Here is a 14,269-nt window from a genome sequence, read left to right as displayed (position 1 = left end):
GATGACTACCCCCACCATCGGTGTGCTGGCCCTCCAGGGCGATGTCCGCGAGCACCTCAAGGCGCTCGCGGACACCGGTGCCCAGGGCCGGCCGGTGCGCCGCGCCGAGGAACTCGACGCGATCGACGGCCTGGTCATCCCGGGCGGCGAGTCCACGACCATGTCCAAACTGGCCGTCGTCTTCGGCATGCTGGAGCCGCTGCGGGCCTTCGTGCGCGCGGGCAAGCCGGTCTACGGCACCTGCGCCGGCATGATCATGGTCGCGGACAAGCTGCTGGACGCCCGCGAGGACCAGGAGACGTTCGGCGGGATCGACATGATCGTGCGCCGTAACGCCTTCGGGCGGCAGAACGAGTCGTTCGAGGCGGCCATCGACGTCGCCGGGATCCCCGGCGGTCCGGTCGAGGGCGTCTTCATCCGGGCGCCGTGGGTCGAGTCGGTGGGTGCCGAGGCGGAGGTGCTGGCGACGTACGACGGGCACACCGTGGCCGTGCGGCAGGGTAACGTCCTTGCCACGAGCTTCCATCCGGAGCTCACCGGCGATCACCGGGTGCACGCCCTGTTCGTCGACATGGTGCGTCACACCGTGTGACCCGGCCCCGGTAGGATCTCAGGCGTTCGTTTCAGACATGGGTTACGCGAAGGAGACAGGCGGATGTCCGGCCACTCTAAATGGGCTACGACGAAGCACAAGAAGGCCGTGATCGATGCCAAGCGCGGCAAGCTCTTCGCGAAGCTGATCAAGAACATCGAGGTCGCCGCCCGGACCGGCGGCGCCGACCCGGACGGTAACCCGACCCTCTTCGACGCCATCCAGAAGGCGAAGAAGAGCTCGGTGCCCAACAAGAACATCGACTCCGCGGTCAAGCGCGGCGCGGGCCTCGAGGCCGGCGGCGCCGACTACGAGACGATCATGTACGAGGGTTACGGCCCCAACGGTGTCGCGGTGCTCATCGAGTGCCTCACCGACAACCGCAACCGCGCCGCCTCGGACGTCCGCGTCGCGATGACCCGCAACGGCGGTTCGATGGCCGACCCGGGCTCGGTGTCCTACCTGTTCAACCGCAAGGGCGTGGTGATCGTCCCCAAGGGCGAGCTGAGCGAGGACGACGTCCTGGCCGCGGTCCTGGAAGCGGGCGCCGAAGAGGTCAACGACCTCGGCGAGTCCTTCGAGGTGCTCAGCGAGGCCACCGACCTGGTCGCGGTCCGCACCGCCCTCCAGGAGTCCGGCATCGACTACGACTCCGCGGACGCCAACTTCGTCCCGACCATGCAGGTCGAGCTGGAGGAAGAGGGCGCGCGCAAGATCTTCAAGCTGATCGACGCGCTGGAGGACAGCGACGACGTGCAGAACGTCTTCGCCAACTTCGACGTCTCGGACGACGTGATGGCCAAGGTGGACGCCTGACGGGCGGACACGCACGGCCGGCTGACGGGCCGACGGGGACACACCCCGTCGGCCCGTCGGTTTGTCAGTGGCAGCCATTACTGTGCTGATCAGGGGGCATGCGCTCCCGAAGCAGGAACAGCCGACCGAGCGGACGAGGGGCGGGGAGCGATGAAGGTGCTGGGGGTGGACCCGGGGCTGACGCGCTGCGGGGTCGGGGTGGTCGACGGCGTCGCCGGGCGCCCGTTGACCATGATCGGCGTCGGCGTCGTGCGCACCCCGGCGGACGCCGAGATCGCCCTCCGCCTCGTCGACATCGAGCGCGGCATAGACGCCTGGCTCGACGAGCACCGCCCCGACTGCGTCGCCGTGGAGCGGGTGTTCAGCCAGCACAACGTCCGCACGGTCATGGGCACCGCCCAGGCCAGCGCGGTCGCCATGCTGTGCGCCGCCCGCCGCGGGTTGCCGGTCGCGCTGCACACCCCCAGCGAGGTCAAGGCCGCCGTCACCGGCTCGGGCCGCGCCGACAAGGCGCAGGTCGGCGCGATGGTCACCCGCCTGCTGCGGCTCGACGCGCCCCCCAAGCCGGCCGACGCCGCCGACGCCCTGGCCCTCGCCATCTGCCACATCTGGCGCGCCCCCGCGGTCAACCGCCTCCAGCAGGCGCACGCCGCCGCCCGCCGCGCCGCTCCCGCCACCCTCCCCACCGCCGGCGTCCGCCGGGCGGCACCCCAGAAGGGCACCCGATGATCGCCTTCGTTTCCGGCCCGGTCGCGGCCCTCGCACCGGACACCGCCGTCGTCGAGGTCGGCGGCATCGGCATGGCCGTCCAGTGCACCCCGGACACCCTCTCCACGCTGCGCATCGGACAGCAGGCCAAGCTCGCCACCTCCCTCGTCGTCCGCGAGGACTCGCTCACCCTCTACGGCTTCGCCGACGACGACGAGCGCCAGACCTTCGAGCTGCTGCAGACCGCCAGCGGCGTCGGCCCCCGGCTCGCCCAGGCGATGCTCGCGGTGCACTCCCCGGACGCGCTGCGGCGGGCCGTCGCCACCGCCGACGAGAAGGCCCTGACCGCCGTGCCCGGCATCGGCAAGAAGGGCGCCCAGAAGCTGCTCCTGGAGCTGAAGGACCGGCTCGGTGAGCCGGTCGGCACCGGCCGCGCGGGCGTCGGCAGCGCCGTCACGGCCGGCTGGCGCGATCAGCTGCACGCCGCCCTGATCGGCCTCGGCTACGCCACCCGCGAGGCGGACGAGGCGGTCACCGCGGTCGCCCCGCAGGCCGAGGCCGCCGTCGCCGCCGGCGGCGCGCCCCAGGTGCCGCAGCTGCTCAAGGCCGCCCTGCAGTCCCTCAACCGGGCACGATGACCGCCGCCCGGGCCCCGCGCCCCCGACCGCACGACCACCCCGGCGGCCCGGCCGCCCCGACCCCGCGAGGCAATCCGCAGTGAACTGGGACGACACCGCACCCCCCGCCGCCGGCGACGCCGCCCCGGGCGCCCCCGACCGGCTGGTCGGCGCCGACGCGGACGGCGAGGACACCGCCGTCGAGGCCGCCCTGCGGCCCAAGGACCTGGAGGAATTCGTCGGCCAGGAGCGGGTGCGCGAGCAGCTCGACCTGGTGCTGCGCGCCGCCCGGGCCCGTGGCGCCACCGCCGACCACGTCCTGCTGTCCGGGGCGCCGGGCCTCGGCAAGACCACCCTCTCGATGATCATCGCCGCCGAGATGGGCGCCCCGATCCGGATCACCTCCGGCCCCGCCATCCAGCACGCCGGCGACCTCGCCGCGATCCTCTCCTCCCTCCAGGAGGGCGAGGTCCTCTTCCTCGACGAGATCCACCGGATGTCGCGGCCCGCCGAGGAGATGCTCTACATGGCGATGGAGGACTTCCGCGTCGACGTGATCGTCGGCAAGGGCCCCGGCGCCACCGCCATCCCGCTCGAACTCCCCCCGTTCACCCTGGTCGGCGCCACGACCAGGGCCGGTCTGCTGCCGCCCCCGCTGCGCGACCGCTTCGGCTTCACCGCCCATATGGAGTTCTACGCGCCCGCCGAGCTGCAGCGGGTGATCCACCGCTCGGCCGGGCTGCTGGACGTCGAGATAGAGGCCGAGGGCGCCGCCGAGATCGCCGGCCGCTCCCGCGGCACGCCCCGGATCGCCAACCGCCTGCTGCGCCGGGTCCGCGACTACGCCCAGGTCAAGGCGGACGGCCTGATCACCCGCGAGATCGCCTCCCAGGCCCTGCGGGTCTACGAGGTCGACGCCCGCGGCCTGGACCGCCTCGACCGCGCGGTGCTCACGGCCCTGCTCAAGCTGTTCGGCGGCGGCCCGGTGGGCCTGTCCACCCTGGCGGTGGCGGTGGGGGAGGAGCGGGAGACGGTCGAGGAGGTCGCCGAGCCGTTCCTCGTACGGGAAGGGCTGCTGGCCAGGACCCCCCGGGGCCGGATCGCGACGCCCGCGGCCTGGACCCACCTGGGGCTGGTCCCACCGCAGCAGCAATCGGGCGGAAGCGGACAGCAGGGCTTGTTCGGGCCCTGACGGCGCGGGGACTCGCACGGTCAGGAACTGCGGTGCGATGCTGGGCGTTGTTCCACTGGTGGGGACTCGCTTAGACTCCGCCGATGCCGTCCGTACGGTCGGCATACCCACCCCCGTATATGAGACCGCGCCTCAGCGGTCGTGCGAAGGATTTCCGTCCCGTGAGTATCGTGACTCTCCTCCCCTTCATCGTCCTCATCGGGGCCATGTTCCTGATGACGCGGTCCGCCAAGAAGAAGCAGCAGGCGGCCGCGCAGATGCGCAACGAGATGCAGGCCGGCACCGGCGTCCGGACGATCGGCGGCATGTACGCCACCGTCAAGGAAGTCCACGACGAGACCGTCCTCCTCGAGGTCGCCCCCGGCGTGCACGCCATCTACGCCAAGAACGCCATCGGCGCGGTGATCGCGGACGAGGAGTACAACCGCATCCTGGACGGTGCCGACCCGCTGCACGCCGACGAGCCGGTCGTCCCGGACGACGCCTCCTCGCTGACCGGCGACGCCGCCGCGGAGGCCACCGCAAAGGGTGACAAGATCGACCTGGGCAAGGCCGAGACCCCGGCCGGCGACAAGACCGCCGCCGACGAGGCCCCGGCCGGCACGGACGCCAAGGACGCCAAGGCCGAGGCGGATGCCGCCAAGGCCGACGCGGACGCCGCCAAGGACGACAAGAAGTCCGGCGGCGACGCGAAGTAGTCCCTCTCACGGAACCGCGGAGCACGCGTTGTGTCGTGCACCGCGGTTCCGGGACGGTCTAGGCTCCGGCGGGGGCAGGTCCCCACAAGACTTCGTGGCCGCTCGGCCGGCATCCCGGGCCGAGGGGTTGGACAGGGAGATACGAGAAGGTGGCAGCACCCAAGAAGGGCCGCAGGGCGCCCGCGAGCCAGGGGCATCCGGGCCGCGCCCTGATCCTGGTCCTCATCGCGATCGCGGGGCTGATCGGAGGAATGTTCTACTCCGGCACCATGACGCCCCGACTGGGCATCGACCTGGCGGGCGGCACCAGCTTCACGCTGGCGGCCCAGAACCAGCCGGGCAAGCCCAACGCGATCAACGAGACCAACATGAAGACCGCCGCCGGCATCATGGAGCGGCGGGTCAACGGTCTCGGTGTGTCCGAGGCCGAGGTCCAGACGCAGGGCTCCAACCACATCATCGTGAACATCCCCAAGGGGACGGACGCGAAGCAGGCCCGCCAGCAGGTCGGCACCACCGCCCAGCTCGGATTCCGGCCGGTGCTGAGCATCGCCGCCGGCGCCAAGACCCCCGCGCCGAAGCCCAGCCCCTCGCAGAGCGGTGCGAACGGCAAGGGCAAGGGTGACAAGGCCGCGGGCGGCAAGGGAGCGCAGGGCACCCAGCAGAACGCCTCCTCCGCGCCGTCGCCGAACGCGAAGCCGACCAGCCAGGGCCGTGCCGTGACGGACGCGCTGAAGAAGGCCCCGTCCGGCAAGCCCACCCCCTCCGGTCCGGCCAAGCCGTCCGCGCCCGTGACGCCTCCGCAGCCCGGTGGCGCCGCCCTTCCGCCGGCCCTCCAGAAGCAGCTGAACGCGCTGGACTGCTCCACCAAGAAGAGCCGTGCCGCCGCGGGCGAGAAGGCAGCCGGCACGAAGCCGTCCGACCCGGTCGTGGCCTGCCACGACGACGGCAGCCGCAAGTACGCGCTCGGCCCGGTCGGCGTCGAGGGCACCGACGTCAAGGACGCCAAGGCCGTCTTCGACAGCCAGCAGGGCCAGGGCTGGATCGTCCAGATGGACTTCACCTCCGACGGCGGCAAGAAGTTCGCGGACACCACCGGCAAGCTCGCCGCCAAGGCGGAGCCGCAGAACGAGTTCGCGATCGTCCTGGACGGCGCGGTGGTCTCCAACCCGCGCGTCAGCGAGCGGCTCAACGGCGGCAACGCCACCATCTCCGGCGGCTTCACCCAGCAGTCCGCCGAGGACCTCGGCAACATGCTGTCCTACGGTGCCCTGCCGCTCTCCTTCAAGATCGACGACGAGACCACGGTCACCGCGGCGCTCGGTGGCGAGCAGCTGCACGCCGGTCTGATCGCCGGCGCCATCGGCCTCGCCCTGGTCGTCCTCTACCTCGTCGCCTACTACCGCGGCCTGTCGCTGGTCGCGCTGGCGAGCCTCGGCGTCTCGGCGGTCCTGACGTACACGATCATGACCTTGCTGGGACCGGCCATCGGGTTCGCGCTGAACCTCCCGGCGGTCTGCGGCGCCATCGTCGCCATCGGTATCACCGCCGACTCGTTCATCGTCTACTTCGAACGCATCCGGGACGAGATCCGCGAGGGACGCACCCTGCGCCCTGCCGTCGAACGCGGCTGGCCCCGCGCCCGCCGCACGATCCTGGTCTCCGACTTCGTGTCGTTCCTGGCCGCCGCGGTGCTGTTCATCGTCACCGTCGGCAAGGTCCAGGGCTTCGCCTTCACGCTCGGCCTGACCACCGTCCTCGACGTCGTCGTGGTCTTCTTCTTCACCAAGCCCCTGATGACGCTGCTGGCCCGGCGGAAGTTCTTCGCCGACGGCCATCCCTGGTCCGGCCTCGACCCCAAGCGCCTGGGCGCCAAGCCGCCGCTGCGCCGCCGCCGTGGCGCCGCCCCGACCCAGACGAAGGAGGCGTGAGATGTCCAAGCTCGGAAACATCGGCGCCCGGCTCTACCGCGGCGAGGTCGGCTACGACTTCATCGGCAAGCGGAAGATCTGGTACGGCCTCTCGATCCTCATCACCATCGTGGCCATCGTCGGCCTCGGGGTGCGCGGCCTGAACATGGGCATCGAGTTCTCCGGCGGTGCGGTCTTCACCACCCCGAAGACCTCCGTCTCCGCCTCGGAGGCCCAGCACAAGGCCGAGTCGGCGGCCGGCGGCCACCAGGCCGTGGTGCAGAAGCTCGGCGGCGGCGCGCTGCGCATCCAGATCAGCGGCCTGGACACCAAGCAGTCGGTGCCGGTCCAGGAAGAGCTCGCCAAGGACCTGAACGTCCCGGTCAAGGACGTCAACACCCAGCTGGTCGGCCCGAGCTGGGGCGAGCAGATCGCCAACAAGGCGTGGCTGGGCCTGGGCATCTTCATGGTCCTGGTGGTGCTCTACCTCGCCGTCGCCTTCGAGTGGCGGATGGCGGTCGCCGCCCTGATCGCCCTGATCCACGACCTCACGATCACGGTCGGCGTCTACGCCCTGGTCGGCTTCGAGGTCACGCCCGGCACGGTCATCGGTCTGCTGACGATCCTCGGTTACTCCCTCTACGACACGGTCGTCGTCTTCGACAGCCTCAAGGAGGCCTCGAAGGACATCACCAAGCAGACCCGCTTCACCTACAGCGAGATCGCCAACCGCTCCATCAACGGCACCCTGGTGCGCTCCATCAACACCACCGTCGTGGCGCTGCTGCCGGTCGCCGGTCTGCTGTTCGTCGGCGGCGGCGTCCTGGGCGCGGGCATGCTCAACGACATCTCGCTGGCCCTGTTCGTCGGTCTCGCCGCCGGTGCGTACTCCTCGATCTTCATCGCGACCCCGCTGGTCGCCGATCTGAAGAGCCGCGAGCCGCAGATGAAGGCGCTGGCCAAGCGGGTGAAGGCGAAGCGTGCCGCGGCCGCCGCCAAGGAGGACGACCAGGACGAGCCGCAGGACGGGGCCCCGGCCGTGGACGAGGACGTCGACGGCGCGGCGGTCGTCGGACCGCGCCAGCAGCCCGCCTCCCGCAACCGCGGCCGCGGCCGTTCGTCGGGCAAGCGCCGATGAGCGCCCCGGCCGCCCTGCGCGAGCTGCTGCTCAGCCGGATAACGGATGTCCCGGACCATCCGCAGCCGGGCGTGGTGTTCAAGGACATCACCCCGCTGCTGGCCGACCCGGTCGCCTTCGGCGCGCTGACCGACGCCTTCGTCGATCTGTGCGCGCGCCACCGCGTGGACAAGGTCGTGGGCCTGGAGGCCCGCGGCTTCATCCTCGCCGCCCCGGTCGCGGTCCGGGCCGCCGTCGGCTTCGTCCCGGTCCGCAAGGCGGGCAAGCTGCCCGGCGAGACCCTCGGGCAGACCTACGAGCTGGAGTACGGCTCGGCCGAGATCGAACTGCACGTCGATGCGCTGGCCCCGGGCGACCGGGTGCTGGTGATCGACGACGTGCTCGCCACCGGCGGGACCGCCGAGGCGTCGCTGCAGCTCATCCGGCGTGCGGGCGCCGAGGTCGCGGGCGTGGCGGTGCTGCTGGAGCTGGGCTTCCTGGCCGGGCGGCAGCGCCTGGAGCCGGGCCTGAAGGGCGCTCCGCTGGAGGCCCTGATCACGCTCTGACCGGCTTCAGCACAGCACCTTCGCGGCAGGGGCACCCGGAACAATCCGGGTGCCCCTGCCGCTGTGTCATGTACGGACCCATGGCCGCGGGGCAGTCGCGGGCCCGGGGTCGATACGATGGCACCCCGGCCCGTTCGAGGCACGGGGGCCCGGAACCGCCCTGAGGAGTGCTCTTGCCAGACGAGGCCCAGCCGCTCTCCCCCGGAACGCGTCCGGCGGGATCCGACGCCGCGCGCCCGGACGAGCCGAAGTCCACGGACGCGGCTTCCCCCCGCACGCCCGAGTCCGAGCGGCAGGGCGCCCCCGACGGCACCGCCGGATCCGACCGGCCCGCCGCGTCCGGCCCCCCGGCCGAGCGGCACGGCAAGGCCCCCGAAACGGGCTCCGCCGCCCCCTCGTCCACGCCGGCCGCCCCGGCGCCGTCCCGTGCGGCCAAGCCGCCGGCCAAGTCCGACCAGCCCGTGGCGTCCCGGCCGCTGCCGCCCGCCCCCGCCGGCCGCTCCGGCTCCCCGAACCGCGTACGGGCCCGCCTCGCCCGGCTCGGCGTCCAGCGCTCCAGCCCGTACAACCCGGTTCTGGAGCCGCTGCTGCGGGCCGTCCGCGGCAACGACCCCAAGATCGAGACGGGCACGCTGCGCCAGATCGAGCGCGCCTACCAGGTCGCCGAGCGCTGGCACCGCGGCCAGAAGCGCAAGAGCGGCGACCCGTACATCACCCACCCGCTCGCGGTGACGACGATCCTCGCCGAGCTGGGCATGGACCCGGCGACCCTGATGGCCGGGCTGCTGCACGACACCGTCGAGGACACCGAATACGGCCTGGACACCCTGCGCGGCGACTTCGGTGACCAGGTCGCGCTGCTGGTCGACGGCGTCACCAAGCTCGACCGGGTCAAGTTCGGCGAGGCCGCGCAGGCCGAGACCGTCCGCAAGATGGTCGTCGCGATGGCCAAGGACCCGCGTGTGCTGGTCATCAAGCTCGCCGACCGGCTGCACAACATGCGCACCATGCGCTATCTCAAGCGGGAGAAGCAGGAGAAGAAGGCCCGCGAGACGCTGGAGATCTACGCGCCGCTCGCCCACCGCCTGGGCATGAACACCATCAAGTGGGAGCTGGAGGATCTGTCGTTCGCGATCCTCTACCCCAAGATGTACGACGAGATCGTGCGGCTGGTCGCCGAGCGGGCGCCCAAGCGTGACGAGTACCTGGCGATAGTGACCGACGAGGTCCAGGCCGATCTGCGGTCCGCCCGGATCAAGGCCACGGTCACCGGCCGCCCGAAGCACTACTACAGCGTCTACCAGAAGATGATCGTCCGCGGACGCGACTTCGCCGAGATCTACGACCTGGTGGGCATCCGCGTCCTGGTCGACACGGTCCGCGACTGCTACGCGGCCCTCGGCACCATCCACGCGCGATGGAATCCGGTCCCCGGCCGGTTCAAGGACTACATCGCGATGCCCAAGTTCAACATGTACCAGTCGCTGCACACGACCGTGATCGGCCCCAGCGGCAAGCCCGTTGAGCTGCAGATCCGCACGTTCGACATGCACCGCCGCGCCGAGTACGGCATCGCCGCGCACTGGAAGTACAAGCAGGAGGCGGTGGCCGGGGCATCCAAGATCCGTACGGATGTGCCGAAGAACGCCGGCAAGGGCCAGGACACGGTCAACGACATGGCCTGGCTGCGGCAGTTGCTGGACTGGCAGAAGGAGACCGAGGACCCGGGCGAGTTCCTGGAGTCGCTGCGCTTCGACCTGTCGCGCAACGAGGTCTTCGTCTTCACGCCGAAGGGCGACGTCATAGCGCTGCCGGCCGGTGCCACCCCCGTCGACTTCGCGTACGCGGTGCACACCGAGGTCGGCCACCGCACGATAGGGGCCCGGGTCAACGGGCGCCTGGTCCCGCTCGAATCGACCCTGGACAACGGCGATCTGGTCGAGGTCTTCACCTCCAAGGCGCCGGGCGCCGGACCGTCCCGCGACTGGCTCGGCTTCGTCAAGTCCCCGCGCGCCCGCAACAAGATCCGCGGCTGGTTCTCCAAGGAGCGCCGCGACGAGGCGATCGAGCAGGGCAAGGACTCCATCGCGCGGGCCATGCGCAAGCAGAACCTGCCCATCCAGCGGATCCTGACCGGCGACTCCCTGGTCACCCTCGCGCACGAGATGCGCTACCCGGACATCTCCTCCCTCTACGCCGCCATCGGCGAGGGCCATGTCGCGGCCCAGGGCGTCGTCCAGAAGCTGGTGCAGGCGCTCGGCGGCCAGGACGAGGCCACCGAGGACATCGCCGAGTCGACCCCGATCCGGCGCTCCAAGCGCCGGTCCAGCTCCGACCCCGGCGTGGTCGTCAAGGGCGTCGACGATGTCTGGGTCAAGCTGGCCCGCTGCTGCACCCCGGTGCCGGGCGACCCCATCATCGGCTTCGTCACCCGCGGCAACGGCGTCTCGGTGCATCGCGCCGACTGCGTCAACGTGGACTCGCTCTCGCGCCAGCCGGAGCGGATCCTGGACGTCGAGTGGGCGCCCACCCAGTCCTCGGTCTTCCTGGTCGCCATCCAGGTCGAGGCGCTGGACCGCTCCCGGCTGCTGTCGGACGTCACCCGGATCCTGTCGGACCAGCACGTCAACATCCTCTCGGCGGCCGTGCAGACCTCCCGCGACCGCGTGGCCATCTCCCGCTTCACCTTCGAGATGGGCGACCCCAAGCATCTGGGCCATGTCCTGAAGGCGGTCCGGAGCGTGGAGGGCGTCTACGACGTGTACCGGGTCACCTCCGCCCGACGGCCGTAGCGGAGCGGACAGCAGACGCACAGCAGAAGGCCCCGGTACGGAATCCGTACCGGGGCCGACCGCTGTTCCGGCTGCTAGCCGCCGAACTCCTCCAGGCCCTTCAGCGCCTGGTCCAGCAGTGCCTTGCGGCCCTCCAGCTCACGACCGAGCTTGTCGGCCTTGGCGTCGTTGCCGGCCGCCCGGGCCGTGTCGATCTGCTTCTGCAGCTTGTCGACCGCGTCCTGGAGCTGGCCGGTGAGCCCCGCCGCGCGGGCCCGCGCCTCGGGGTTCGTCCGGCGCCACTCGCTCTCCTCGGCCTCCTGGAGCGCGCGCTCGACGGCGTGCATCCGGCCCTCGATCTTCGGGCGGGCGTCCCGGGGGACGTGGCCGATGGCCTCCCACCGCTCGTTGATCCCGCGGAACGCCGCACGGGCGGCCTTCAGGTCCGAGACCGGGAGCAGCTTCTCGGCCTCCACGGCCAGCTCCTCCTTGCGGGTCAGATTCTCCCGCTGCTCGGTGTCGCGCTCCGCGAAGACCTCACTGCGCGCCTGGAAGAAGACGTCCTGGGCGCCGCGGAAGCGGTTCCACAGGTCGTCCTCGTGCTCGCGCTGGGCGCGGCCCGCGGCCTTCCAGTCGGCCATCAGCTCGCGGTAGCGGGCCGCGGTGGCCCCCCAGTCCGTCGAGCCGGACAGCGCCTCGGCCTCGCCGACCAGCTTCTCCTTGGCCTTGCGGGACTCCTCGCGCTGGGCGTCCAGCGACGCGAAGTGCGCCTTGCGCCGCTTGGAGAACGCCGAGCGGGCGTGCGAGAAGCGGTGCCACAGCTCGTCGTCCGCCTTGCGGTCGAGCCGCGGCAGGCCCTTCCAGGTGTCCACCAGCCCGCGCAGCCGCTCACCGGCCGCCCGCCACTGCTCACTGGCCGCCAGCTCCTCGGCCTCGGCGACCAGCTTCTCCTTGGCCTGCCGGGCCTCGTCGCTCTGCTTGGCCTTCTGGGCCTTGCGCTCCTCGCGGCGCGCCTCGACGGCCTCGACGAGCTTGTCCAGCCGCACCCGCAGCGCCGCCAGGTCGCCCACCGCATGGTGTTCGTCGACCTGGGTGCGCAGGTGCTCGATCGCGGTCGTCGCGTCCTTCGCCGACAGGTCGGTGGTCTTGACCCGGCGCTCGAGGAGGCCGATCTCGACGACCAGGCCCTCATACTTGCGCTCGAAGTAGGCGAGGGCCTCCTCGGGAGTTCCCGCCTGCCACGATCCGACGACCTGCTCGCCGTCGGCGGTACGCACGTACACGGTCCCCGTCTCATCGACGCGGCCCCATGGGTCGCTGCTCACAGCGCCTCCTCCACATGATGCCGACGGGGGCGTGCGGCCCCCCGGCATCGTCCACAGTTTCTGTCCGGCAGAGCCACGCCCTGGCCGGTCCGACGGGCTGATGTGCGGTGAGGGTGGCAGCCGTCGGAGCAGGCACCCTTCACAACGCCAATCTAGGCGAACGGCGCGCGGCTGTCCGCATCCAGCGCGACCGAATTCCACGGTGGGCACCGGGGCGGAGGTGTGCCGCCCCGGCAGCCCGGCCGGTCAGGACTTGGTGACGGTCGCCCGGTTGATCACGACGGTGGCGTTGGGCACCGTCGCGCCGATCGACCGGTCGGTCCGCGAACCCGCGTCGGCGATCTTGCGCAGCACGTCCATACCGCCGGTGATCGTGCCGAACGGGGTGTAGTCCGGCGGCAGCTTGCTGTCCTGGTAGACGAGGAAGAACTGGCTGCCGCCGGTGTTGCGGGTCTCCTTGCTCTTGCCGTCGTAGCGGTTGGCCATCGCGACCGTGCCCGCCGGATAGACGCCGCCCTTGAGCCGGGAGTCCTTGAGGTTCTCGTCCGGGATGGTGTAGCCGGGGGTGCCCTGGCCGGTGCCCTTGGGGTCGCCGCACTGCAGGACGTGGATGCCCTCGTCGACCAGCCGGTGGCACTTGCTGTGGTCGAAGTAGCCCTGAGCGGCAAGGAACGCGAAGGAGTTGACCGTGTGCGGGGCCTTGCCGGCGTCCAGCTTCAGGGTGATCGTGCCGCAGGTCGTCGCCAGCTTCGCGGTGTAGGCGGCCGAGGTGTCGACCGTCATCGCCGGCTCCTTCTTCCAGGTCTTCGCCGACGGCGTGCCCTTCGCGGGCCGGTCGCACGGGTCCGGGGCCTTCGAGGGGGCCTCGTCCGCCGCGGCCCGGTCGGACGTCCCGCCGGCCAGTCCCACGGAGGCCCAGACGGCGCCGCCGGCGGCCAGTGCGACGGCGACGGCGGACGCGATGACCACATTGCGGCGTTTGGTCTTCCGCCGGGCGGCGGACCGCCGTTGCTGCTGGCGCTCGAACTTCTCCCGGGCGAGCTGCCGCCGCCGCTGATCCTTGCTGACCACCGGTCGTCTCCTTGTCCGATCATCGATCGTGATGATGCGCCGTGGCCGTACCGTATCCGGGTTCGCCCTGCCGGGAGTCCCGCCGGTAGGCTCTGGAGCTGCCGAGATGTCCGGGAGCGGACCTGCGGACCGACTCCCTACGACCTCCCTACCGACCTTTAAGGACGAACGTGCTGATTGCCGGGTTCCCCGCCGGGGCCTGGGGCACCAACTGCTACTTGGTCGCCCCCGCCGCCGGTGAGGAGTGCGTCATCATCGACCCGGGCCACCAAGCGGCCCAGGGAGTCGAGGACGCGGTCGCGAAGCATCGGCTCAAGCCCGTCGCGGTCGTCCTCACCCACGGCCACATCGACCATGTCGCCTCCGTCGTTCCGGTGTGCGGCGCCCACGATGTCCCGGCCTGGATCCACCCCGAGGACCGCTTCATGATGAGCGACCCGGAGAAGGCCCTCGGCCGCTCCATCGGTCAGCAGCTCATGGGCGAACTCACCGTGGGGGAGCCGGACGAGGTCAAGGAGCTGAGCGACGGTGCCGCCCTGGAACTCGCCGGGATGGAATTCTCCGTCGCGCACGCCCCGGGCCATACCAAGGGGTCGGTGACGTTCAGGATGCCCGAGCAGGCCGACATCCCGCCGGTCTTCTTCTCGGGCGACCTGCTCTTCGCCGGCTCCATCGGACGCACCGATCTGCCGGGCGGCGACCACGGCGAGATCCTGCAGTCGCTGGCCCGCGTGTGCCTGCCGCTGGAGGACTCCACCGTCGTCCTGTCCGGCCACGGCCCCCAGACCACCATCGGCCGCGAGCGCGCCACCAACCCCTTCCTGCGGGAAGTGGCCGCCGGCCTCGGAGACGGCTTCAGCCCGCCTCCACGACGAGGAATGTGACG

General features: G+C 71.3%; 13 protein-coding genes. 11 read left to right on the top strand and 2 right to left on the bottom strand.

Features of this window, described 5'->3' with window-relative positions; all coding sequences use genetic code 11:
- Window position 1: 1 nt before the first annotated feature.
- The 10 genes from pdxT to IEY78_RS27955 all read left to right on the top strand — a co-directional run bounded on the left by pdxT (window position 2) and on the right by IEY78_RS27955 (window position 11,008).
- Window positions 2-592, top strand: a complete 591-nt coding sequence (pdxT, locus tag IEY78_RS28000) for a pyridoxal 5'-phosphate synthase glutaminase subunit PdxT (RefSeq protein WP_189102911.1) — start codon at window positions 2-4, stop codon at window positions 590-592.
- Window positions 593-655: 63 nt separating this feature from the next.
- Window positions 656-1,408, top strand: coding sequence for a YebC/PmpR family DNA-binding transcriptional regulator (locus IEY78_RS27995; protein WP_189102909.1), 753 nt, complete (start codon window positions 656-658; stop codon window positions 1,406-1,408).
- Window positions 1,409-1,558: 150 nt separating this feature from the next.
- A complete protein-coding gene (gene ruvC / locus IEY78_RS27990; RefSeq protein WP_189102907.1) occupies window positions 1,559-2,137 on the top strand; it encodes a crossover junction endodeoxyribonuclease RuvC in 579 nt (192 codons plus the stop codon).
- Window positions 2,134-2,754, top strand: a complete 621-nt coding sequence (gene ruvA / locus IEY78_RS27985; protein ID WP_189102905.1) for a Holliday junction branch migration protein RuvA — start codon at window positions 2,134-2,136, stop codon at window positions 2,752-2,754. The genes ruvC and ruvA overlap by 4 nt, the downstream gene beginning before the upstream one ends.
- Before the next feature lie 79 nt (window positions 2,755-2,833).
- Window positions 2,834-3,925: a Holliday junction branch migration DNA helicase RuvB gene (ruvB, locus tag IEY78_RS27980; RefSeq protein WP_189102903.1), complete on the top strand. Its 1,092-nt coding sequence runs from the start codon at window positions 2,834-2,836 to the stop codon at window positions 3,923-3,925.
- A gap of 161 nt (window positions 3,926-4,086) precedes the next feature.
- Window positions 4,087-4,623: a preprotein translocase subunit YajC gene (yajC, locus tag IEY78_RS27975; protein ID WP_189102901.1), complete on the top strand. Its 537-nt coding sequence runs from the start codon at window positions 4,087-4,089 to the stop codon at window positions 4,621-4,623.
- A gap of 149 nt (window positions 4,624-4,772) precedes the next feature.
- Window positions 4,773-6,554: a protein translocase subunit SecD gene (gene secD / locus IEY78_RS27970; RefSeq protein WP_189102899.1), complete on the top strand. Its 1,782-nt coding sequence runs from the start codon at window positions 4,773-4,775 to the stop codon at window positions 6,552-6,554.
- 1 nt (window position 6,555) lies between these two features.
- The gene (gene secF, locus IEY78_RS27965) at window positions 6,556-7,671 is read left to right on the top strand and encodes a protein translocase subunit SecF (RefSeq protein ID WP_189102897.1); all 1,116 of its coding nucleotides are present in this window, start codon (window positions 6,556-6,558) and stop codon (window positions 7,669-7,671) included.
- A complete protein-coding gene (locus IEY78_RS27960; protein WP_189102895.1) occupies window positions 7,668-8,216 on the top strand; it encodes an adenine phosphoribosyltransferase in 549 nt (182 codons plus the stop codon). Before secF ends, IEY78_RS27960 begins: the two co-directional genes overlap by 4 nt.
- A 173-nt stretch (window positions 8,217-8,389) precedes the next feature.
- On the top strand, window positions 8,390-11,008 hold the full coding sequence (locus IEY78_RS27955; RefSeq protein ID WP_189102893.1) for a RelA/SpoT family protein: 2,619 nt from the start codon (window positions 8,390-8,392) through the stop codon (window positions 11,006-11,008).
- A gap of 74 nt (window positions 11,009-11,082) precedes the next feature.
- Here the strand turns inward: IEY78_RS27955 and IEY78_RS27950 are convergent, their stop codons facing one another.
- Both IEY78_RS27950 and IEY78_RS27945 read right to left on the bottom strand, forming a co-directional pair.
- On the bottom strand, window positions 11,083-12,312 hold the full coding sequence (locus tag IEY78_RS27950; protein WP_189102891.1) for a DUF349 domain-containing protein: 1,230 nt from the start codon (window positions 12,310-12,312) through the stop codon (window positions 11,083-11,085).
- 246 nt (window positions 12,313-12,558) lie between these two features.
- A complete protein-coding gene (locus IEY78_RS27945; RefSeq protein ID WP_189102890.1) occupies window positions 12,559-13,383 on the bottom strand; it encodes a peptidylprolyl isomerase in 825 nt (274 codons plus the stop codon).
- A gap of 170 nt (window positions 13,384-13,553) precedes the next feature.
- Here IEY78_RS27945 and IEY78_RS27940 point away from each other — a divergent pair, with 170 nt between their 5' ends.
- The gene (locus IEY78_RS27940) at window positions 13,554-14,267 is read left to right on the top strand and encodes an MBL fold metallo-hydrolase (RefSeq protein WP_189102889.1); all 714 of its coding nucleotides are present in this window, start codon (window positions 13,554-13,556) and stop codon (window positions 14,265-14,267) included.
- The last annotated feature ends 2 nt before the right edge of the window (window positions 14,268-14,269 follow it).

It is taken from the genome of Streptomyces kronopolitis, assembly GCF_014646275.1.
Lineage (GTDB): Bacteria > Actinomycetota > Actinomycetes > Streptomycetales > Streptomycetaceae > Streptomyces > Streptomyces kronopolitis.
Note: the sequence above shows the minus strand (reverse complement) of the source record. Positions and strands in the feature narration are given on the sequence as shown.

Bases quoted from the DNA above. Each gene is read 5' to 3' on its own strand.
- pdxT (WP_189102911.1), top strand. From the start codon at position 2: ATGACTACCCCCACCATCGGTGTGCTGGCCCTCCAGGGCGATGTCCGC.
- IEY78_RS27995 (WP_189102909.1), top strand. From the start codon at position 656: ATGTCCGGCCACTCTAAATGGGCTACGACGAAGCACAAGAAGGCCGTG.
- ruvC (WP_189102907.1), top strand. From the start codon at position 1,559: ATGAAGGTGCTGGGGGTGGACCCGGGGCTGACGCGCTGCGGGGTCGGG.
- ruvA (WP_189102905.1), top strand. From the start codon at position 2,134: ATGATCGCCTTCGTTTCCGGCCCGGTCGCGGCCCTCGCACCGGACACC.
- secF (WP_189102897.1), top strand. From the start codon at position 6,556: ATGTCCAAGCTCGGAAACATCGGCGCCCGGCTCTACCGCGGCGAGGTC.
- IEY78_RS27960 (WP_189102895.1), top strand. From the start codon at position 7,668: ATGAGCGCCCCGGCCGCCCTGCGCGAGCTGCTGCTCAGCCGGATAACG.